Source organism: Haloarcula laminariae (assembly GCF_025457605.1).
GTDB classification, from domain to species: Archaea; Halobacteriota; Halobacteria; order Halobacteriales; family Haloarculaceae; genus Haloarcula; species Haloarcula laminariae.
This window is the reverse complement of the sequence record NZ_JAMZFY010000002.1, coordinates 517,349-537,530: the sequence shown is the minus strand read 5'-3', so window position 1 is coordinate 537,530 and position 20,182 is coordinate 517,349. Positions and strand designations below refer to the sequence as shown.

The following is a 20,182-nucleotide window of genomic DNA, read 5'->3' as shown; positions in this document are numbered from 1 at the left end:
GTGAGCTCGGACAGCTCGGCCCTGGACTTGCTCGACCGCAGGACCGTCGCCCAGATACTCCTGGGGTTTCTGGTCGCGGGCGGCGTACTCGCCCTGCTGGTCGACTTCGTCGGCACCGAGGGCGTGCTCGCTGGGCTCCGCCGCGCCGACCTCGGCTGGCTGGCGCTGGCCTGTCTCTCGACGGCCGTCTGCCTCACCGCGTGGGGGAAAGCCTGGCAAATCGTGCTGGGCGTGGCGGGCATCGAGGAGTCGTTCCCGAAGCTCGTCGTGACCTACTACGCGGCGACCTTCGCCAACTACGTTACCCCGCTGGGCCAGGCCGGCGGCGAGCCCTTCATCGCCTACGTCCTCTCGCGGGACACGGACGCGAGCTACCAGGACAGCCTCGCCAGCGTCGTCACCGCGGATCTCCTGAACCTGTTCCCCTTTGTCACTTTCTCCGGGGTCGGCTTCGCGGCGCTGCTGTACGGGAGTTCGCTCCCCGCGGCCATCGAACCGCTTGCGGGCGGGCTGGTCGTCCTCTCGGTGGGCGTCCCGCTGGTCACCGCCGTCGGGTGGCGCTATCGCGACCGGCTCCGGGCCGCGATACTCCGGGCCGCCGCGCCGCTGGTCGGACGGCTGCCGGTGTTCAGCCTCGACGGGCTCCGCGAGCGGATCCGCGAGACCGAGAGCGCCTTCGAGCGCATCGCGCGGGACCGCCGGGCGCTGGCGAAGGCGCTGAGCGTCTCCTACATCGGCTGGGTCTTCTTCGCTCTGCCGCTGTACTTCTCGGCCCAGGCCGTCGGCGCCGAACTGCCGCTGTTGCTCGTCTTCTTCATCGTTCCGGCCTCGACGCTGGCCGGGCTGGTCCCCTCCCCCGGCGGCTCCGGGGCCGTCGAGACGGCCCTCGTCGTGCTGGTCGTGGCCCTGACCGCCGTCGGCGGGACCGACGCGGCCGTCATCGCCATCCTCTATCGCGTGGCCAGCTACCTGTTCGCGCTGGTACTGGGCGGCGTGGCGGCGCTGTACGTCCTCCGGCGCAACTAGTCGGCCCGCTCCCGCGTCCGGACCAGCCGCGTCAGCGTCTCGTTGACCGGCACCGGCCCGTCGGCCGCGGCCACGACGTAGCCGTTTATCGCGTCGATTTCGGTCGCCCGCCCGGCCTCGACGTCCTGCAGCATCGACGAGCGGTTCGCCGCGGTGTCCCGGACGACCTGTCGGGTCAGCTCGACGGCGCGCTCGTCGGCAAGGTCGACCCCCTGTTCGCGGGCGACGCGGGCGGTCTCGCGGGCGGCGTCGGCCGCGAGGGCGGCGCCCGGCCCGTCGGCGAGCGCGCCGTTTTCCACGCGGGCCAGCGCCGTCGCGGCGTTGATAGCGGCGTTGACCGCCAGTTTCGCCCACAGCCGGCTGGGCATGTCCGCCGCGACGGTCGTCTCGACGCCGGCTCCCCCGAACGCCGCGCCGACCCGCTCGGCCGTCTCGGAACGCCCGCCAGCTGGCGGCCCGAGCACCACCTCTCCCCGACCGGTGAACGCGACGGTTCCGGGCTCGTCGAGTCGAGCACCGTAGGTGCAGGTGCCCGCAAGCACCGGACAGTCCAGCGCGGCCGCGAGCGTCGCCTCGTTGCCCATCCCGTTCTGAACGGAGAGGCACGCGCCGAGTTCGCAGCCGGCGAGCTGGTCGGCGACGGCGGCGGTGTCGTGGCTCTTCACGGCGACGACGGCGAGGTCGGCGCTGTCGGGTACGTCGGTTCGAGCCGCCGGCGTGACGCGGAACTGCTCGACGCCCGCGACGCGGAGCCCCTCGGCCGCGACCCGCTGCATGTGTGGGTCCCGGCCGACCAGCGTCACGTCGTGCTCGCGGGCGAGCAGCCCGCCCAGCAGGCTCCCCAGGCTCCCGGCGCCGACGACGGCGATGTCCATGTCCGAGGGGAGGACAGCGGGCTACAAAAGCGGCCGGTCGGAACCACCACGCACAACAGCGCCCGCGGCAAACGGTGCGTATGACCGAGCAGACGCCGACGTGGCCCGAGCGCGAACCGTCCTACCGGCTGCGTCCCCCGGCCACCGACCTGTCGGCCGGACTGGACGGGCTCGCGGCCGCGCTGGACGCGACGCCACGGCAACCAGAGACGGCGACCGTCAAGCTCCGTATCGGCCGACAGACGGACGTAATCGGGCCGCGGCGCGAGGCCCTCGAAGCGCTGTCGGGGTATCCCGACGTGACCGTCGACGCAGGCACGACCGCCGGAACCGTCCCGCTCACGGGCGAGACCTTCGACGCCCTGGCGGAGCTGTTCGAAGACGTCGAGCGTGCCCTCGTGCGGGACGCAGACGGCGTCGCTGTCGCCGAGTGGCGTGACGAGCGGCTGCGGTTCGCGCTCCCGTCCGACGCCGTATCGCGGGTTCGGGCGGCGGTCGACGCGGAGCGCATCGAGCAAGTGGAGTAGGCCCCGCGGGGCCGAGGCCGCAGTTCGCCGCCGGTCAGTCCTCGGTCCAGTAGTATATCTCCTCTTTGGGGGCGCCACAATCGGGACAGGTCTCGGGGATATCCTCGTCTATCTCGCCCATAGCGCCACACTCCCAGCAGCGCCACATCAGTTCGGCCTCGCCGGCGGCACCGGTGGTGCGGTGGTCGTCGGTCAGCGACTGGATGCCGTCCTCGACGGAGACGTAGAACCCGTGCTTGTCGAACCCCCGGATGGTCCCGAGCTCCTCGCCCGACTCGTCGTACACCGTCATCCCGAACGCGAGGTCCTCCTGGTCGGCTGTGGCGAACATATCAGTCATACACATATATAGACGAGTCGAAGTGTGATAAAGACTAGCGCGAAAAGAGGCTGGTGTGGACCGGGGCGAAATCGGAGGTGTCGTCTTCGGACTCCTCGGTGTCGGAGATAGCGCTCCCGGAGAGGCCCACATCGAGGAAATCGGCCAGGGGCGGACCCACGTTGTCGGGCTCGACGAGGAAGGCGTCGTGGCCGTAGTCGGAGTCGACGACGTGGTGGGCCACGTCGGTGTCGGTGGCCCGGAGCGCGTCGGCCAGGACCTCGCTCTGCTCGCTGGTGAAGTGCCAGTCGCCGGTGAACGACATGACGAGGGCGTCGCCGTCGAAGGCGGCGAGCGCGTCGGCGTCGGACTCGAACCCGCTGGCGAGGTCGTAGTTGTCCATCGCCCGCGTGAGATAGAGGTAGCTGTTGGCGTCGAACCGTTCGACGAACTTCGAGGCGTTGTAGTCGAGGTAGGATTCCACGTCCCGGTACGGGAAGAATCGACCGGCGGGGTCCGTGGGGAAGGCCCGCTCGGCCTCCCGCGTCGCCGCGCGACGGCCGAACCGACGGTCCATGCTCGTCTTCGAGAAGTACATCACGTGGCCGATCTGGCGGGCCAGCGCCAGTCCCTGGTCGGGATGCTCCCCGTCGTAGTAGTGGCCGCCCTGCCAGTTCTCGTCGGTCGTTATCGCGCGCCGGGCGATGCCGTCGAGCGCGAGACACTGGGGGTCCAGACGGCCCGCGGCGGCGATGGGCGCTATCTTCTCGACGTGGTCGGGGTGGCGTTTGGCCCACTCCAAGACGTTCATGCCGCCGACGCTGCCGCCGACGACCGCATAGAGAGCGGGGACGCCCAGCTCGTCGAGGACCCGGCGCTGGGCCTCGGTCCAGTCGGCGACGGTGACCGGCGGGAAGTCGGGTCCGTAGGGCTCGCCCGTCTCGGGGTCCTCGGTGGCGGGGCCGCTGGAGCCATAACAGGAGCCGGGGACGTTCACGCAGACGACGAAGTACTCCGTGGTGTCGATGGCCTTGCCCGGCCCGACGATGTCGTCCCACCAGGCGTAGGCCTGGTCGCCCTCCTCGAACCGGCCCCGCGAGGCGACGTGGGCGCTGCCGGTCAGCGCGTGACAGACCAGCACGGCGTTGTCGCCGGTGAAGTCGCCGTAGGTCTCGTAGGCCAGTTCGAGGTCCTCGATGGTCTCGCCACACTGGAACTCGAACTCGCCGACGGAGACGGCGTTCGAGTCCATCTCAGCTCACCCGGTCGATGGCGTCGTCGATGTCGGCGACGATATCGGCCGGGTCCTCGATGCCGACGCTCATCCGGACGAGGTCCGGGCTGACGCCGCTGGCGCGCTGTTCCTCCTCGGAGAGCTGTGCGTGGGTGGTGCTGGCTGGGTGGATGACCAGGGTCTTTGCGTCGCCGATGTTCGCGAGGAACTGCGCGAGGTCGGTCTCCTCGCAGAAGCCCTTGCTCGCCTCGTAGCCGCCCGCCAGCCCGAACGTGACGACGCCGCCGAAGCCGCCCGAGAGGTACTGCTGGGCGAGGTCGTGGGTCTCGTGGCTGTCGAGGCCGGGGTAGGTGACCCACGACACCCCGGGGTGGTCGTCGAGATGTTGCGCGACGGTCAAGGCGTTCGAGCAGTGCCGCTCCATCCGCAGCGAGAGGGTCTCGGTGCCCTGGAGCGTCGCCCACGCGTCGAACGGTTTCTGTCCGTCGCCGAGCGCGCGCAGGCCGCGCTGGCGGGCGGCCATGGCGAAGGCGCGGTCGCCGAACCGCTCGCTGAAGTCGAAGCCGAAGGCGGGGTTCTCCCCGCCGATTTCGGGGTACTTCTCCGGGTGGTCGCCCCACGGGAACGAGCCGCCGTCGGCGAGCACGCCGCCCACGGTCGTCCCGGAGCCGTGAATCCACTTCGTCGTGGACTCCCAGACGATGTCGGCGCCGTGGTCGAGCGGGTTACAGAGCGCCGGCGTGCCGAAGGTGTTGTCGACGAAGAGGGGCGTGTCGTGCTCGTGAGCCACGTCGGCTATCTCCTGCAGGGGCGGGACCACGAGCGAGGGGTTCCCGATGGTCTCGCAGTGGACGTAGGCCGTGTCGTCGTCGATGGCTTCGGCGTAGGCCTGGGGGTCGAGCGTGTCGACGAAGCGTGTCTCGATGCCCCGTTGGCCGGCGGTGTTGGCGAGATAGGAGTGGGTGCCGCCGTAGATAGACGCGGCCGACACCACGTTGTCGCCGGCGCTCGCGAGGACGGTCGTCGCGGCGTCCAGGGCGGCCATCCCGGAGCCGGTGGCGACGGCGTCGACGGCGCCCTCCAAGGAGGCCAGGCGCTTTTCCAGCATCCGCACGGTCGGGTTGTCGAACCGCGAGTAGACGTTGCCGTCGTCCTCCAGCGCGTAGCGGTCGGCGGCGGTCTCCGCGTCGTCGAAAACGTAGGAGGACGTCTGATATATCGGCGGGGCTCGGGCCCCTGTGGCCGGGTCCGGCTCCTCCTGGCCGGCGTGGACACAGCGGGTCCCGAATCCGTAGCGGTCGGTCATGTGTGCTGTGCATATATCTCCAGACTTCTATAACCACGAGTTACGGCAAAACTCTCCCAGTGTGAAAGGGTCCCACGCTCGGTGGATACAAGCGGGCGGCCCCACAAGCCGGAGTAATGACAGAGTCCGAGGAGACGGTCCGATGTTGGCTGGTCGAGCGGTCGAGTTACGGCGACGAACGGATGGTGACGCTCGTCTACGCGACCACTGACGGGGAACGCCACCTCATGAAACAGCTCTCGCCGAACCTCCTGCGGCGAAAGCGAGTGACGGCGGCCACCGACGTCGAACCCGACCGTCTGGAGCCGGTGCCCGGAGACGACCGCGAGCGCTACGCGACCGAAGCCAGCCGGATGGCCGAGGCCCACAATCCCGACGAAGAAGTGTGAAGGTGACGGCTAATATGAAAGACTATACACCAGGCTGGTCCAACCGACGCATATGACCGCCATTGAATTGGACGGCCTCCGAAAGGAGTATCAGGACGTCGTCGCGCTGGACGGCGTCGACCTCACCGTCGAGGAGGGTGAGGTGTTTGGCTTCCTGGGCCCGAACGGGGCCGGGAAGTCGACCACCATCAACATCCTGCTCGATTTCGTCCGTCCGACATCGGGACGGGCCGAGGTGCTCGGATACGACGCCCAGGAGAACCCTACGGCCATCCGGGAACGGCTCGGCGTCCTCCCCGAAGGGTACGACGTGTACGAGCGACTGAGCGCCCGCGAACACCTGGAGTTCGTCATCGAGTCCAAGGACGCCGACGACGACCCGGTGGAACTGCTGGACCGCGTCGGCCTCTCGGACGCCATCGACCGCCGGGCCGGCGGCTACTCCAAGGGGATGAAACAGCGGCTGGTCCTGGCGATGGCGCTGGTCGACGACCCCGATCTGCTCATCCTCGACGAGCCCACCACCGGGCTCGACCCGAACGGCGCCCGAGAGATGCGCGAACTCATCCACGAGGAGAGCGAACGCGGCGCGACGGTCTTTTTCTCCTCGCACATCCTCAGCCAGGTGGAGGCAGTCTGTGACACCGTGGGTATCCTCCAGAAGGGACAGCTCATCGCCAAGGACAGCGTCGAGGGGCTCCGCAACGCCGTCCAAGGCGGGATGACGCTGTGGGTCACGCTCGCGGACCCCGCCGGTGATGCGGCCACCGTCGAGGACACCGTCGAGGGCATCGACGGCGCCCGCGTCACCGAGACCGATGGGGCCAAGGTCGCAATCAGCTGTAAGAGCACCCAGAAGATGGACATCCTCAACGCGCTGAACGACGCGGGCGTCGACGTGGAGGACTTCGAGACCGAGGACCAGTCCCTCGAAGAGCTGTTTACGGCCTACACCGAACAGGAGGTCGAAGCATGAGCGACGGCGGCGCGGACAGTCCCGCCGAAGCACAGTTGCGACAGGTAGACCGGGCCCTGCACGACCAGTTCACCTGGTACCCCGTCGCCAAGAAGGATTTCAAGGACGCGCTCCGGTCGAAAGGGCTCTGGGTGCTGGCGGCGATATTCACCGTCATCTTCATCGCGCCAATCGCCATCCGGCTCTACGCCGATGGTATCGGGCCGTCACCGCCGGACGGCGGGCTGGACACCCGGTTCGTCATCGAGAGCGTGTACCTCAACCTCGTGACGGTCGTCCTGCCGATCGTGACGATATTCGTCGGCGTCGCGGCCATCACGAAGGAGAAGACCAGCGGGTCGCTGAAGCTGCTCCTCTCGCTGCCGTTCTCGCGCCGGTCGGTCATCATCGGCAAGGTCATCGGCCGGTGTGCGGTCGTCGCCGTCCCGTTCCTCATCGCCGCGGCGATCACGGCCGTCTTCATGGCGGCTTCGAGTCTCAGCCTCAACATGGGGATGTACACGCTGTTCGTGCTGTTCTCCTTGCTCTTCGTGGTGGTGATGGTCGCCATCGCGGTCAGCATCTCCGGGGCCGTCTCGACGACGCTCCGGTCGGTCATCGTGAACGCGATATTCTACGTCTACGTCACCTTCGGCTGGAACTCCATCGCCAACGGAATCGGCAAGTTCCTCTACAACGACCTCGGCGTCTCGCGGTCCCTGCGGTGGAACGCAGTGCTGTTCCTCAAGATGGCGTCCCCGACCCAGGCCTACAAGACGCTGGTGAGCAGCATGCTGGCGAGCTTCTCGGACAACGTCCAGCCGGGCCTCCAGCAGTTCGCCGACCAGTGGAACCTCGACCTGAGTCAGCTCGGGCCCCAGCAGTACTCCCGCTACAGCCTGTTCAACACCCAGGGCTCGTTCTTCTCGCCCGGGCTCCCGACCGAGGACAAGCGCGTCCTCTGTGAGAGCGTCGCCGGCGGCACCTTCCAGAACATCACGCTCACGACCAACAACCAGACGAACTCCGTGACCGTGACGACGGCGGAACAGACACAGACGTTCCAGAACGTGGGCAACATCACCGCGAATCAGACGCAGATGTCCACGTTCTGTACCGGCGGCGGGACCGAGATACCGTTCTACTTCTCGGACCCCGCAGTAGTGGTGTTCATGCTCGGATGGGTCGCGCTCGCCGCGGGCCTGAGCTACTACACCTTCGACCTGGTCGACCTGTAACTACAGCACGCCCTTCGATTCGAGCAGGTCGACGAACTCCGCTTCCGAGAGGGTCTCGACGTCGTTTTCCTCGGCGTCGTCACGCTTTCGCTGGCCCGCGTTCTCCCCGACGACCAGGTAATCCGTGTTGCCCGAGACGCTGCTCGTGGCCGAGCCGCCGGCTCGCTCGACCAGTTCCTGGGCCTCGCCGCGGGTGTAGTCGTCGAGCGAGCCGGTGAACACGAAGGTCAGTCCGTCCAGGGCCTCGCCCTCGGTCCCCTCGGCGTCCTGCGGGTCGACGTGGTCGAGCAACCGGTCGAGGACCTCGCGGTTGCCCTCCCCCCGGAAGAAGTCGACGATGCTGCGGGCGACGACGGGACCCACGTCGGGGACGGCCTCGAACGCCGCCGCGTTCGGGTCCTCGGCGACGGCCTCGCCCAGCGTCACCTGCCCCCCGGTGTCGCCGTCGCTCTCTGCGGCCTCGCGAATCGCTTCGAAACTGCCGAACTCCCGGGCGAGGTTCCGGGCCGTGACGCCGCCGACCTGGGGGATGCCCAGCCCGGTGAGGAAGTCGTCGAGAGCGGGCTCGCGGGCCGCGTCGAGTTCGGCCACGAGGTTCTCGGCGCTCGTCTCGCCCCACCCCTCCAGTTCCGCGAGCTCCGCGACCGACAGCTCGTAGAGGTCGGCGGCGTCCTCGACGAGCCCGGCGTCGAGTAGCTGCTCGACGGCCTTCTCGCCTAACCCCTCGATGTCCAGCCCGTCGCGGCTGGCGTAGTGCTCGACGGAGCGTTCCCGCTGGGCGGGGCAGGTGAGCCCGCCGGTACAGAACGCCATGGGCCCGTCGCGTTCGACCTGGCTCCCGCAGACCGGACAGCTGTCGGGGAACTCGAAGTGGCCGCCGTCGGACCCCTCGGTGACCTCGACCACGTCCGGAATCACGTCGCCGGCCCGCTTGATACGGACGCGGTCGCCGACCCCGACGCCCAGCTCCTCGATGAGCGAGGGGTTGTGCAGCGAGGCCCGCGTCACGGTGACGCCGCCGACCTCCACCGGGTCCATGAGCGCGACGGGAGTGAGCCGGCCGGTCCGGCCCACCTGCACGACGATGTCCCGGACGGTGGTCTCCTCCTTCCGGGCGGGGAACTTGTAGGCGAAGGCCCACCGCGGGGCGCGGCTGGTCGCCCCCAGGACGTCGCAGGCCTCGCCGTCGTTGACCTTGAGGACGACGCCGTCTATCTCGTAGTCCAGGTCGTCGCGGGCGTCGAGTTGCCGGTCCCGGTAGTCGATGGCCGCCTCGATGTCGCCGACGACGCGCGTTCGGTCACAGACCCGCAGCCCCCACTCGGGCAGGCGTTCGTGGATACCGCTGTGGCTCCCGAACTCGACGCTCGAATCGAGTACGCCGAAGAAGAAGACGGCGAGCGGGCGCTCGGCCGTAACCGAGGGGTCCAGCTGCCGCAGGGTCCCGGCGGCGGCGTTGCGCGGGTTGGCGAAGGGGTCCTCGCCGGACTCGACGCGCTCGCGGTTGTACGCGGTAAAGGCCTCCCGCGGCATGTACACCTCGCCCCGGACCGCGAGGAAATCGGGGTAGTCCCCCCGCAGGCGCTGGGGGACGCTGGCGATGGTGCGGACGTTCTCGGTCACGTCCTCGCCGACCTCGCCGTCCCCGCGCGTGGCCGCCCGGACGAACTCGCCGTCCTCGTAGACGACCTCAACGGAGAGCCCGTCGAATTTGGGCTCACAGAAGTACTGTATCCCGCCGTCATACCCGCTCTCGGCGAGCCCGCGCCGTACCCGGTCGTCGAACTCCCGGACCTCGGCGACCTCCCCGCCCTGGTCGATGGAGCCCATCGGCGCGACGTGTTCGACCTCGCCGAGTTCGTCCAGCGGCTCGCCGCCGACGCGCTGGGTCGGGCTGCCCTCGGTGTCGAGGTCGAAGGCGTCTTCGAGGTCTCGGAGCCGCGAGAAGAGGGCGTCGTAGGCCCGGTCGCCGATAGCGGGGTCGGCCTCGACGTAGTAGCGGTAGTCGTGGTAGCGAATCGCCTCGCGGAGTTCGGTGGCCTGCTCGTGTGCCTCGTCGTCCGTGAGGTCGTCGACGGGCGAGAAGTCCGTCTCCGGCTCCGAGACGTAAGGGTTGTCCTGGGGCGTCTGCGCGGCCGTGGTCATGAGCGCCGCTTGTGGCGAGTTGGTATAGAAACCGTCGGTTAGCCGGTCGCGTTCGCCCACGTCCGGTCCGGCGCCTCGCTGGCGCGGCGCGGACAGCCGGCGTCCGCCCAGCGCCCCTCGCCGACCGAGCTACAGCCGGCGTATCGCCCGTTCTCGACGTGCGTGATGCTGTGGCCGCTCTCGTCCGAAATGAGGCCGTCGTCGGTGCCGCCGCTGGTCCGGTATTCGAGGCGGTACTGGACGCCGACCTCGCAGGACTCGTTTGCCGGGCCCGTCCGGGCGCTCTCGACGTTCACGCGGAAGGTGCTGTATTCGGCGCCCGCCGGCGAGGTGCGCTCGGCCCACGCCGAGAGGTTCGCGTCACGGGCGCCGGTCTCGACGAACGACGTGCGGGCGTGTGTCCCGTTCGGGCCGCTCCGGCTGCTGGCGTAGGTCACCACGTCCTCCCGACAACCCGCGTCGAGCCGTTCGAGGTCGGTGACCTCGATGTCGGTCGGACCGGTTTCGTCGCTGACCAGCGGGAGCGCGTACACCGCGCCGGAGGCGACGGCGGCCGCGCCGAGGGCGAAGGCGGCGACGACGGCAGCGGCTGTCGTGGCGGAGGGCATAGAGAGACGTACCGAAACCGGTCACATCAATGTACGGACTCGACGGCCGGGCGCGCTACAGGTCCGCGACGTCCTCGATGGCGTCGGTCAGTTCCTTGATGGACTCGACGGTGTGTTCGCCCATGTGGCCGATGCGGAACGACTCCTCGCTGAGGTCGCCGTAGCCACTGGAGAAGGCCATGTCGTACTCCTCGCTGACCTGCTCGACGGTCGCGGCCACGTCGATGTCCTGGGTGTTCTCGATGCAGGTCACCGTCTGGGACTCGTACCCCTCCTCGGCGAACAGGTCAAAGTGCTCCCGGGCCCAGTCGTGGACGTACTCCGTCATCTCCTTGTGGCGCTGGTCGCGGGCCTCGTGGCCCTCTTCGAGCATGTACTTCATCTGCTTGCGGTAGGCCAGCATGATGGGGATGGCGGGCGTCGAGTGGGTCTGACCCTTCCGGTCGTAGTAGTCGAGGGTCCGCTGGAAGCCGCCGTACCAGGAGGCCTGGTCCCGTTCGAGTTCCCGGTCGTAGGCCTCGTCGCTGACGACACAGACGGCCAGCCCGGGGGGCATGGCGAAGGCCTTCTGCGTGGAGGCGAAGATGACGTCGATGCCGTGTTCGTCGATGTCGACGTAGTCGCCGCCGAGACACGACACTGCGTCGACGACGAAGTAGGTGTCGGGGTACTCGTCGACGATGTCGCCGATCTCCTCGACGGGGTTGCGGACGCCGGTGGAGCTCTCGTTCATGACCGTGGCGACCACGTCGTACTGCTTGTCGCTGGTCTCGAGTTCCTCGCGGATGTCCTCGGGCTTGACAGCCTCGCCCCACTCGTATTCGAGCCGGTCGACGTCCTTGCCGAGCCGTTCGGCCACGTTGGCGTGGCGCTCGCTGAAGCTGCCACAGGTCGGGACGAGGATGTTTTCGTCGACGAGATTGAGCGTCGAAGCCTCCCAGAACTCGGTGCCGGAGGCCGTGAGGATGACGACCTCGTTGTCGGTGCCGAGGAACTCCTTGGTGTCCTCCACGATGGTCGTGTAGAGGTCGGTCATCCGGTCCATCCGATGGCCGAACATCGGCTGGGCCATCTCCTCGATGACGTCTTCGCGCACCTCGGTCGGGCCGGGGATATACAGCGTCTTGTCCGTGTAGTCGTCTGTGTATTCCTGTTTCTTAGTCACGGGAGCCACCTTGTAGCGGCACTTTCGGGCCAGGTGGCATGGTAGTTTTGATACGGCACTGGCCCCCGGTCGGCGGTGTCAGTCGACGGTCTGTGCGGCCCTGCCGAGCGCCGAGACCACGAGGGCGTACGCCAGCGGCCCCAGCAGCGCGGTAAACGAGAGGTCGGCGGGGCCCGACAGCGCCAGCGAGAGCGTCCAGATAGCCAGAGGCGCCACAGCCAGCGCGAAACCGCCCCGGGAGGCCGCCTGTCCCAGCGAGGACTGTCCGGCGGCGTACAGGCCCGCGCCGACGGCGGCCGCGACGTAGAGCAGCGTCACGTCGGGCGGGGTGACGAAGGGCAGCGTCACCAGCCCGAAGACGGCGACGAGGAAGCCGACCGTCTGGGCGTCGCTGCTCCCGCCGTCGACCGACGACTCGTAGGCCGCCTTCCCGTCCGCGCGGTCCTGGACGGGGCGCCCGCTGTCGGCGTCGATAGCGTTCGGGAAGTCCGCGCCGCAGTGCATACACCACGTCGCCGTCGAGCTGACCTTCCCGGTACACTCCGGACAGCGGGGGTCAGAGACCATACGATACGTTCGGTAGGACCCTATGTTAGCCGTTGGGGTCGGGGCCACATTCATAACCGAAGACGAGACTACCTACTGTATGGACTGGGTCGAACGGGTCGAGGAGCTCCTGTACGACGGCGAGTCGATACAGGAGCGGGTCCCCGTCGGCGCCGGCGGCGTGGTCGTGACGAGCCACCGGCTGCTGGCCTTTACCCCCGACCGGGACGGGCCGAACTTCAGCCAGGTCGACCGCCCCAACGTCGACGGCGTCGAGGTCGACACCGGCGGCGAGTTCCGGTTCCTCGAACTATCGGTGAAAGCCATCGTGGTCGGCGTCGCCCTCCTCGTCGCCGGGTTCACCGTCAGCCTCGACGGGATGGTCCAGGGCATCTCGCTCGAGAGCAACGGGGCCGCGAGCGCCGTCGGCATCGGCGGCATGCTGGGACTGCTACAGACGATGCTCGGCCTGCTCGCGCAGCTCGACGACCTGATGCGGGTGTTCGGCGGCCTGGCGCTGGCGTTCGGCGCCGTCGTCCTCGCGGTGTATCTCCGGAGCCGGGAGCGGCTGCTGGTCGTCGCCGTCGCGGGCGGGGACGACATCGAACTGGCGGCGCCGGACGACGACGCGGTACTCGACCGGTTGCGGGCCGCCCTGGGCTCGTCCCCCGAGCGGCCGGACGCGCCGACGGACGACGCCGTGGCGTGACGTTCAACTCCGCCGAGCGACTACGCCCCGGTGATGGACACAGACGGCGTGCGCCGCCGGGCGAGCGAGCTACCCGACGAGCCGGGTATCTACCAGTTCGAGGACGACGACGGGAGAGTCCTCTACGTCGGCAAGGCCGTCTCGCTGCGCGAGCGGGTGCGCTCCTACGCCGACCCGCGGAGCCGCCGCATCGCGAAGATGGTCGAGCGGGCGGCGGTGCTTGACTTCGCGGTCACCGACACGGAGACGCAGGCGCTCCTGCTCGAAGCCAACCTCATCAAGCGCCACCGGCCGCCGTACAACGTCCGGCTGAAAGACGACAAGTCCTACCCGCTGGTCCAGCTGACCGACCACCCCGTCCCGCGCATCCAGGTGACCCGTGACCCCGACGAGGGCGCGACGGTGTACGGCCCCTTCACCGACAAGGGGCGGGTCGAGACGGTCGTGAAGGCGCTGCGGGAGACCTACGGGCTCCGGGGCTGTTCGGACTACAAGTACAGCGGCCGCGAGCGGCCCTGTCTGGACTACGAGATGGGTATCTGTACGGCGCCCTGTACCGGCGAAATCAGCGAGGCCGACTACGCCGCCGACGCCGAGAGCGCGAAACGGTTCTTCGAGGGGGAGGTCGGCGTCCTGGCGGACCCGCTCCGGCGGGCGATGGAACGGGCGTCCCAGGACCAGGAGTTCGAGCGGGCGGCGAACCTGCGGGACAAACTGGGCGCCGTCGAGGCCCTCCACGGGGAAAGCGACACCGCCGTCAGCGACGCCAAAAGCGGGGCCACGACGGACGTGCTGGGCGCCGTCGTCGAGGGCGACCGGGCGGTCGTCGCCCGCCTCCACGCCGAGGGCGGCAAACTCGTCGAGCGGGACCGCTACACGCTGGACGCCCCCGACGGCGAGGGGCCCGCCGGTGTCTACCGGGCCTTCATCCCCCAGTACTACGCCGAGCGCGAGCTACCGAGCCGAATCCTCTGTGCCGAGGACCCCGCCGACACCGAGATAGAGCAGTGGCTCGACGCGGAGGGCGTCACGCTGGGGGTCCCCGGGGCCGGCCGCGAGGCCACGCTGGTCGAACTGGCGCTGAAGAACGCGCGACAGCGCGGGGGACAGGACGACAGCGTCGGGGCGCTGGCCGACGCGCTGGGCATCGACAGGCCCGAGCGCATCGAGGGGTTCGACGTGAGCCACGCCCAGGGCAAAAGCGCCGTCGGCTCGAACGTCCTCGCCGTCTCCGGCGACCCGGACACGAGCGGCTACCGGCGCAAGAAGCTCACCGAGCGCAACGACGACTACGCAAACATGCGCGAACTGGTCCGCTGGCGGGCCGAACGCGCTATCGAGGGCCGGGACGACCGGCCCGACCCCGACCTGTTGCTCATCGACGGCGGCGACGGGCAACTGGGCGCGGCCCGGGACGCCCTGGCCGAGACCGGCTGGGACGTGCCGTGTGTCGCACTGGCGAAAGACGAGGAACTCGTGATAACGCCGGACCGGGTGTACGACTGGGACGACGACGCCCCCCATCTGCATCTCCTCCAGCGGGTCCGGGACGAGGCCCACCGCTTTGCGGTGCAGTACCACCAGACCCTGCGTGACGAGGTGTCGACGCCGCTGGACGACCTGCCGGGCATCGGCCCCGAGACGCGGAAAGCGCTACTGCGTCGGTTCGGTAGCGTCGAGCGCATCCGCGCGGCCGACAGCGCGGAGCTGACCGAGGTCGAGGGCGTCGGGAGCGCCACCGCCGACACGATTCGGACGCGGCTCTGAGGGGGGCGTGATAGTCGACGCATCCGCAGCTGTAAGACGCCGCGTAGCGGCGCCGAAAGCCGGGAGAATAGCTATTTCAGCCGCCTCGGTAGACAGCGCCGCCTGGCAGCAGTAAATCGTATCACGCTATATTAAATCCGTTCGCTGTCGCGGAACTCTCCCCAACTCAGGGACAGCACGCTGTCCAGTCGAAACTCGACTGGCGCCACAGACAGTCGAAAATAGCGGTTCAAACCTCCAAAATATCCGATATGCCGTGTTTTTCTTGCCACTTGTGTTTCAGAGCATGGTGTACCATAGCAAACCCTTACGCCACCTATCCTCCTACCACACATATATCGACCGTGCCACACCAAGAGAGCGATACCAAACTGGGTCACGCCTTAGAGGTGTTGTCCAACAGCTACCGCCGCGAGCTGTTACTGGCCCTGCTCGAACACAACCCACAGGACGACGCCGACCGCGACCCGCTCGACATCATCGACCCGCCGCTGGAACCCGAAGTATTGGAAGTCGAGCTGTTCCACGAACACCTGCCGAAGCTCGAAGAGCTGGGGTTCATCGAGTGGGACCGGGACACCGGGAAAATATCGAAGGGGCCCGACTGGGCGGACATCGAACCCGTCCTCAGACTGATAGCGGACCACCGGAACGAGCTGCCGGCCGACTGGCTGTAACGGGCCGCGTTACGGCTGGGGTACCTCGAACTCCCCGTCCTCCATCGCCGCGACCAGGGAGTTGTCCACCAGCGCGACGATGGCCCGGCGGAGCCGCTCGGTCACCGCCTGGTCGGAGATGCCGAACTCCTCGGCCAGGTCCTGCGTGGACAGCTCCCGAGGCAGCGAGTAGTAGCCCCCCTGGACCGCACGGACCAGCGTGTCCCGCTGTCGCTGCGTCAGTCCGTAGAACGGGCCGCTCTCCGGTCGGGTCGGATTGTAGATGTGGCCGACTTCGAGGTCGATGTTGGCGTCCGAACAGTACTCCTTGAACTCGCTCAAACGCTCGTGAGACGCGAATCGCAGCTCGAATTCCCACGTGTCCCGGCCGCCAGTGGCACTCAACAGGTGGGCTTGCATTTCGTGGATACCCCGGAACAGGCGGTCCTCGGAAATGTCCCAGTCCAGAGCGAACAGCGTCCGGTCGTTTTGAGAACTGACCTGCTGGATATCCGACACGGACGGGTGGTCCTGCACCGCGGTCCTGAAATCATTTCCCTCGTCGGTACCGAAGATAGTGAAGAAGGGGACGGCCTGCTCGCCGAGGGGAACCAGGTTCTCGAGGACGATGCTACACCCGGAACTGACGCTGAGTATCCGGCCCAGTTCGAAGCAGTCGGCGGAGACCCGCAGAGTCGCAATGACGCTCATTACGTGAGGGTTCGCCTGTGTGCCGTAAATATCGGCGGCATGGCACACCAGCCAGGCCGGAGTTGACACGCCCGAATTCCGGTTTTGCATGATACACCATGCCCTCGGCAGACCTTTGTGGACAGGTGTGCTAGGACGACACGGATAAACGCCCTTCGCGGAGACCAGCCACGTACATTAGCACGGCGAGGCGATGGACGCCCTTTCTTCGGGTCGCGGCCGAGCGCCACCGATCATGAAAGACAACTACAAATCAGCCGTCGATATCACCACGCCCGCCGAGTTCGAAGCAGCGCTCACAGCGCTCGTCGAGACCGCCGTCGAGGAGGGGGTCGACGTTCGCGGCGCCTGGGAGTGCCGGACCCGCGGGTCGCCCCACGACTGGGAGGTCAACGTCACCGAACTGGCGAAACGGACCGACGACGAGGGCTGACCCAAGGAATTTCGCGGCCCGTCGCCTACGGCCCCACATGAATTCCAGTCGGCGGGTGGTGCTGGGAGTGTTAGGGCTGGGGACGCTGGTCATCTACCTCCTCGCCGGCGTCGTCGGCTACTGGCTCCTCCGCGCGCTGTGGACCCAGCGGCCACCGGTGATGGTCGTCGTCGCCACCGTCCTCGGGACGGCCCTGCTCTTTGGCGCCCTCAGCTACTGGACCGGAACGGCGCGGCTCAAGCGGTCGCTCGACGCGGTGGAGTTGCCCCGCTCCCGGGCCCCGGCGCTGTACCGTCGGTACGACCGCCTGACCGAGCGGATGCGGGCCGGCGAACCGTCGCTGCTGGTCGCGCGGCTCCCGGTGCCCAACGCCTTCGCCGTCGGCGGACCGGGCGGGGCCATCGTCGTCGACCGGCGCCTCTTTGCCCTGCTGTCGCTCGACGAACTGGAGACGCTGCTGGCCCACGAACTGGCGCACTTCGAGCGCCGGGACGCGCTGGTGCAGACGCTGGGCTATAGCCTCACCCAGAGCATCGTCGGGCTGGTCGGTGTCGTCCTGTTTCCGGTGGTGGTACTGACCGGCGGCATCGCGCGGGCGGTCGCCCTGCTCCGTGGCGACCCCGGCTCGTGGTCGCAGTCGCTGCTCGGGCGGACCCACCGGGGGGCGCTGGGCGCCGTCGCGCTGGCGGGCTTTGCCGTGACGCTGCTCGTCCTCTCGTACTCCAGGCGCCGGGAGTGGGCGGCCGACGACCGGGCCGCCGCGTTGACGGGGAAGCCGCTGGCACTGGCTCGGGCGCTACGGAAGATAGAACGGGCCTCGACCCCGGACCTGGGGCCGCTGACGCCGCTGTACGTTCACGGTACCGAGGAGAGTCGGCTGTCGCGGCTGCTGTCGACGCACCCGCCGATGGACGACCGGGTCGCGCGCTTGGAGCGGCTGGCCCGACGGCGCGGCTAGTCGGCGTCGAGCAGCGACGCCAGCGTCCGTCGGAGCTCCCCGGTGGTCGGGCTCTGTGGCACCTGTGCGAGCAGGTCCTTCCGCAGCGCCGCGAGCGTTCCCTCGACCCCGAGCGAGTCCAGCCGGTGACCGTGTTGCAGCGCGATTCGGGGCGATACGTCGAACAGGAGGTCCTGCTTACCGATAGTGGAGTGGGTGATGACCAGCGCCTCGACCGCGCTGTCGACGAAGGCCGCCCGCGCCTCGTCGGTCCCGACGCCGTCGAGGGCGGCCGAGAGCAGCGCCTGAAGCCGGTCGGTCCGCTCGGAGAGGCGGGGCGGGGACGCGAGCGTCGTCGTCCCGTGTGGGTGTTCGGGCGTCATGCTCTCCCTGGGCGCATACGAGAGCGCGGCCCCGCTGACCGGCGCGGTCGCGTCCGGCAGCGGCGACGTGAGCCGCTTCGACGGCCGCGTATCGGTGAAGACGACGTGCAGGTTGGCCGGGTCGCCCGAGGCGGGGTCGTCGGCACCTGCCGGCTGGTCGTACCCCCGCCACAGCGCCTCCCGGAGTGTCCCCGGCACCGGGCCGGTGTCGCCCCGAAGCTCGACGTGGAGCACGACCGGCCCCTCGCTACTCCGGTCGAGCACCCGCCACAGCGTGTCGACGCTGTCGCGGGCCAGCGGCGACAGCCGGTAACAGGGACAGTCCCTTTCGGCCGCGAGCAACCGTGCGAGGGCGAACCCGCGCCAGCCGGTCAGGTCCGCGACGTACAGCCACGGCAGGGCGTGGACGGGGCCGACGGTAGGGTCCCCCGCCGTCGGGTCGAGTCGTGCCGGCACCTGGTCGAGATATGCGGCCAGCGTCTCCCGTTCGGGCGCGAAATACTCCGCCACCGCCGACGGGAGCGCCGTCTCGACCATACAGTGGGAATGGACCGATTGCATGTTCGTCCCGTTCGACCGTCACGGGCAAAACAGGCCGTGGTTGCCGGCCGGTCGACGACGCCACTTGCGATACGGTTCAGTCGCGATTAGTCCGTTCTATATCGCGCTATATGATTTATTGTAGCACGTTCGCAGAACAGTCCGACAACAGTGGCATCTATCGACAGGCCCTCACTGGTCCGGAATCGCGTCGCTGACATGGGTAGCGACGGCGTCGGGGTTCTCACGGGGCGCCCAGTGAGCGCAGTCGTCCAGGACGGTCAGGTCGGCGTCCGGAACCTCGCTAGCCGCCCGCCGGGCCCACCCGACCGGGAACAGGTCGTCGTGAGCTCCGTGAAGGAACCGCGTCGGCATCGAGAACTCGTCGAACCGGTCGGTAAACGTCGTTCGATAGCCCTCGCGGGTGACCTCGCTGTCCCGAAAGCGTCGGAAGGCCGCACCGGCGGTGGGTCGCTGGACCTCTCGGTAGACGGCATCGACGGCCGCTGGGGACAGGCTATCGAGGTCGTGGACGATACCGCCGAGGCTCGCCCGCGTGAGTCGGCGGCTCCGTCGGAAAGCGGCGATAGCTAGCTTGTTACACAGTTGCACGCGCGCGAACGCGTACGAGAGCTGGCCGTTTGGCAGCGCGCGACCGAGGCCAAACGGGTCGATGGGAACCAGCCGCTCGACGAGGTCGGGGCGGTCCAACGCGACCTGCATCGCGACGCCACCGCCCAAGGAGAGGCCGACGAGCGTCACCGGTCCGAGAGCGAGCTCGTCGAGCACGTCGGCGACGATCCCCGCGTGGCGCGGTATCGAGTACGGACCTGGCGGTAGGTCGCTCTCACCGTAGCCCAGCAGGTCCGGGGCCAGGACCCGATAGTCGGGTGCGAGTCGCTCGATGACGGGCGGCCAAGAGACCCGTGCGGCATCGATACGGCCACCGTGAAGCAAAACGACGGGCGCCCCATCGCCGACAACGCGGTAGCGGATTCGGGACCCGTCGACCGTGACAGTACGTTCTGTCTCCATACTAACAGTATTTTGGCCATCCACTGAAGGATTTCGCCGATTGGAGAGGTGAAGGAGCTGTTTCCGGTCGAATCCGCAGTTCGGCTGTGAGCGGTGTTATATCGTTATCTGCTATATCAAACTTGGCCAGAGACCGATACTGTTTGGCGTGACGAAGAGCGACTCAGACAGCGAGCCGCCGCTACTCGTAAAGACACCGTGCGAAAACAGAGCGTTGCGGCGGCCCCGAATTTTCCGTTCGGACGATAGATGACTCACGGTCGGCTGAGAGCGAGCACGTCAAACAGATTAGTCACGACTCTCGGAACATATTGTTGTGGCGCCTGCCGGATACGGCATGGCACGTTCAGTAAGTGGGCCCTGCCGGATTTGAACCAGCGCTCAATCGGTTATGAGCCGATCGCTTTAACCAGACTAAGCTAAGGGCCCTCACGAGGGATTTCTTGGGTCCGCATCTTTAGCCTGTCGGGTCGGAGTCGTTGTACAACGCGTGGCCGGAGGTTCACACGCGGACGTTCCGACACCCCGGTGCAAGCAGGAAACATCCGCGTCGCTCACGAACAGCTCGCTGTGCTCACCGTCAGATTGGCCGCAGAAGTACGCCACCGCCAGGGCTCGAACCTGGGACAACCTGGGTAACAACCAGGTGCTCTACCAACTGAGCTACGGCGGCTCGCA

Annotated in this window: 21 protein-coding genes and 2 tRNA genes; 10 read left to right on the top strand and 13 right to left on the bottom strand. The window is 68.1% G+C overall.

Translation table 11 applies throughout. The features are described 5' to 3' along the window. Nucleotides 1-1,026, top strand: coding sequence for a lysylphosphatidylglycerol synthase transmembrane domain-containing protein (locus NJQ98_RS14395; RefSeq protein WP_262179870.1), 1,026 nt, complete (start codon nt 1-3; stop codon nt 1,024-1,026). On the opposite strand, the gene NJQ98_RS14390 is transcribed toward NJQ98_RS14395, so the two are convergent. Continuing rightward, nucleotides 1,023-1,901, bottom strand: a complete 879-nt coding sequence (locus tag NJQ98_RS14390; RefSeq protein ID WP_262179868.1) for a ketopantoate reductase family protein — start codon at nt 1,899-1,901, stop codon at nt 1,023-1,025. The two genes, NJQ98_RS14395 and NJQ98_RS14390, sit on opposite strands and share 4 nt — an antisense overlap. A gap of 80 nt (nt 1,902-1,981) precedes the next feature. Between NJQ98_RS14390 and NJQ98_RS14385 the strand changes: the two genes are divergently transcribed. Then, nucleotides 1,982-2,428: a hypothetical protein gene (locus tag NJQ98_RS14385; protein WP_262179866.1), complete on the top strand. Its 447-nt coding sequence runs from the start codon at nt 1,982-1,984 to the stop codon at nt 2,426-2,428. A 34-nt stretch (nt 2,429-2,462) separates the two neighbouring features. Here the strand turns inward: NJQ98_RS14385 and NJQ98_RS14380 are convergent, their stop codons facing one another. From NJQ98_RS14380 to NJQ98_RS14370, 3 genes are read right to left on the bottom strand one after another with little or no spacing between them, the layout of a single operon-like run. Then, complete coding sequence (locus NJQ98_RS14380) at nt 2,463-2,768, bottom strand: DUF7130 family rubredoxin-like protein (protein WP_262179864.1); 306 nt, start codon at nt 2,766-2,768, stop codon at nt 2,463-2,465. Between the two features lie 34 nt (nt 2,769-2,802). Continuing rightward, nucleotides 2,803-3,999 carry a homoserine O-acetyltransferase MetX gene (metX, locus tag NJQ98_RS14375; RefSeq protein WP_262179862.1) on the bottom strand — a complete coding sequence of 399 codons (1,197 nt, stop codon included), beginning with the start codon at nt 3,997-3,999 and terminating at the stop codon, nt 2,803-2,805. A 1-nt stretch (nt 4,000) separates the two neighbouring features. Then, entirely contained in the window at nt 4,001-5,287 is a 1,287-nt protein-coding gene (locus tag NJQ98_RS14370) for an O-acetylhomoserine aminocarboxypropyltransferase/cysteine synthase family protein (protein ID WP_262179861.1), read from the bottom strand. Nucleotides 5,288-5,403: 116 nt separating this feature from the next. Between NJQ98_RS14370 and NJQ98_RS14365 the strand changes: the two genes are divergently transcribed. Genes NJQ98_RS14365 through NJQ98_RS14355 form a run of 3 tightly spaced genes read left to right on the top strand, consistent with a single transcriptional unit; the run spans nt 5,404 to nt 7,869 of the window. Further along, complete coding sequence (locus tag NJQ98_RS14365; protein ID WP_262179860.1) at nt 5,404-5,676, top strand: DUF7967 family protein; 273 nt, start codon at nt 5,404-5,406, stop codon at nt 5,674-5,676. Nucleotides 5,677-5,728: 52 nt separating this feature from the next. After that, on the top strand, nt 5,729-6,652 hold the full coding sequence (locus NJQ98_RS14360; RefSeq protein WP_262179859.1) for an ABC transporter ATP-binding protein: 924 nt from the start codon (nt 5,729-5,731) through the stop codon (nt 6,650-6,652). After that, the gene (locus NJQ98_RS14355; RefSeq protein WP_262179858.1) at nt 6,649-7,869 is read left to right on the top strand and encodes an ABC transporter permease; all 1,221 of its coding nucleotides are present in this window, start codon (nt 6,649-6,651) and stop codon (nt 7,867-7,869) included. The genes NJQ98_RS14360 and NJQ98_RS14355 overlap by 4 nt, the downstream gene beginning before the upstream one ends. Here NJQ98_RS14355 and ligA read toward each other — a convergent pair whose 3' ends face one another. The 4 genes from ligA to NJQ98_RS14335 all read right to left on the bottom strand — a co-directional run bounded on the left by ligA (nt 7,870) and on the right by NJQ98_RS14335 (nt 12,354). Beyond that, nucleotides 7,870-10,014 carry an NAD-dependent DNA ligase LigA gene (gene ligA / locus NJQ98_RS14350; protein WP_262179856.1) on the bottom strand — a complete coding sequence of 715 codons (2,145 nt, stop codon included), beginning with the start codon at nt 10,012-10,014 and terminating at the stop codon, nt 7,870-7,872. A 38-nt stretch (nt 10,015-10,052) separates the two neighbouring features. Next, nucleotides 10,053-10,622: a hypothetical protein gene (locus NJQ98_RS14345; RefSeq protein WP_262179855.1), complete on the bottom strand. Its 570-nt coding sequence runs from the start codon at nt 10,620-10,622 to the stop codon at nt 10,053-10,055. 55 nt (nt 10,623-10,677) lie between these two features. After that, nucleotides 10,678-11,787 carry a pyridoxal-phosphate-dependent aminotransferase family protein gene (locus tag NJQ98_RS14340; protein ID WP_262179853.1) on the bottom strand — a complete coding sequence of 370 codons (1,110 nt, stop codon included), beginning with the start codon at nt 11,785-11,787 and terminating at the stop codon, nt 10,678-10,680. Between the two features lie 78 nt (nt 11,788-11,865). After that, complete coding sequence (locus tag NJQ98_RS14335; RefSeq protein WP_262179851.1) at nt 11,866-12,354, bottom strand: hypothetical protein; 489 nt, start codon at nt 12,352-12,354, stop codon at nt 11,866-11,868. 79 nt (nt 12,355-12,433) lie between these two features. Between NJQ98_RS14335 and NJQ98_RS14330 the strand changes: the two genes are divergently transcribed. The 3 genes from NJQ98_RS14330 to NJQ98_RS14320 all read left to right on the top strand — a co-directional run bounded on the left by NJQ98_RS14330 (nt 12,434) and on the right by NJQ98_RS14320 (nt 15,486). After that, nucleotides 12,434-13,042 (top strand): hypothetical protein, encoded by a 609-nt coding sequence (locus NJQ98_RS14330; RefSeq protein ID WP_262179850.1) that lies wholly within the window; start codon nt 12,434-12,436, stop codon nt 13,040-13,042. 33 nt (nt 13,043-13,075) lie between these two features. Then, a complete protein-coding gene (locus NJQ98_RS14325; protein ID WP_262179848.1) occupies nt 13,076-14,809 on the top strand; it encodes an excinuclease ABC subunit C in 1,734 nt (577 codons plus the stop codon). Nucleotides 14,810-15,153: 344 nt separating this feature from the next. Further along, a complete protein-coding gene (locus NJQ98_RS14320) occupies nt 15,154-15,486 on the top strand; it encodes a DUF7344 domain-containing protein (RefSeq protein ID WP_262179846.1) in 333 nt (110 codons plus the stop codon). Nucleotides 15,487-15,495: 9 nt separating this feature from the next. Here NJQ98_RS14320 and NJQ98_RS14315 read toward each other — a convergent pair whose 3' ends face one another. Further along, entirely contained in the window at nt 15,496-16,176 is a 681-nt protein-coding gene (locus tag NJQ98_RS14315; protein ID WP_262179844.1) for a helix-turn-helix domain-containing protein, read from the bottom strand. A 235-nt stretch (nt 16,177-16,411) separates the two neighbouring features. Between NJQ98_RS14315 and NJQ98_RS14310 the strand changes: the two genes are divergently transcribed. Together NJQ98_RS14310 and NJQ98_RS14305 are read left to right on the top strand one after the other, a co-directional pair. Beyond that, a complete protein-coding gene (locus NJQ98_RS14310) occupies nt 16,412-16,609 on the top strand; it encodes a hypothetical protein (RefSeq protein ID WP_262179842.1) in 198 nt (65 codons plus the stop codon). Nucleotides 16,610-16,646: 37 nt separating this feature from the next. Next, on the top strand, nt 16,647-17,567 hold the full coding sequence (locus tag NJQ98_RS14305; protein WP_262179840.1) for a M48 family metallopeptidase: 921 nt from the start codon (nt 16,647-16,649) through the stop codon (nt 17,565-17,567). On the opposite strand, the gene NJQ98_RS14300 is transcribed toward NJQ98_RS14305, so the two are convergent. From NJQ98_RS14300 to NJQ98_RS14285, 4 genes are all read right to left on the bottom strand, one after another. Then, nucleotides 17,564-18,490, bottom strand: coding sequence for a hypothetical protein (locus NJQ98_RS14300; RefSeq protein WP_262179839.1), 927 nt, complete (start codon nt 18,488-18,490; stop codon nt 17,564-17,566). The two genes, NJQ98_RS14305 and NJQ98_RS14300, sit on opposite strands and share 4 nt — an antisense overlap. 171 nt (nt 18,491-18,661) lie before the next feature. Next, nucleotides 18,662-19,504 carry an alpha/beta fold hydrolase gene (locus NJQ98_RS14295; RefSeq protein WP_262179837.1) on the bottom strand — a complete coding sequence of 281 codons (843 nt, stop codon included), beginning with the start codon at nt 19,502-19,504 and terminating at the stop codon, nt 18,662-18,664. Between the two features lie 354 nt (nt 19,505-19,858). Next, nucleotides 19,859-19,933: transfer RNA gene (locus tag NJQ98_RS14290), tRNA-Ile, on the bottom strand. A gap of 171 nt (nt 19,934-20,104) precedes the next feature. Beyond that, nucleotides 20,105-20,177 (bottom strand) — tRNA-Asn (locus NJQ98_RS14285). Nucleotides 20,178-20,182 lie beyond the last annotated feature (5 nt).